We start from the raw sequence: 243 nt of genomic DNA on the forward strand, positions 1-243 counted from the left end.
TACAAGATTTAGAGATACCAATCCTTCTGAGTAGAGTGAGAGGGTTTATGAATGACAAAGGTTATTCGGTCTTTACTTATTTTATTGATGAGAAAATAACCATTATCCTTACGGGGCCGTTTCAAAAAAATCTATTCCTCACTGATCTAAAGGAAGTAGTACAACAAGAAGTTTCAGAGGATTCATTTATTGGAATCGGAACTACAGTATGCAGTCAAAATGAGCTTTCTATTTCTTTGAAGG

1 protein-coding gene is annotated in these 243 nt (G+C 34.6%); it reads left to right on the forward strand.

From position 1 onward, the window contains the following. Positions 1-47: 47 nt before the first annotated feature. Positions 48-243, forward strand: a 196-nt coding sequence (locus RYX56_RS24680) for a hypothetical protein (RefSeq protein WP_317124431.1), incomplete at its 3' end; no start/stop codon positions are given.

The organism is Alkalihalophilus lindianensis (assembly GCF_032843265.1).
In the GTDB taxonomy this organism is placed as follows: Bacteria; Bacillota; Bacilli; order Bacillales; family Bacillaceae_D; genus Alkalihalophilus; species Alkalihalophilus lindianensis.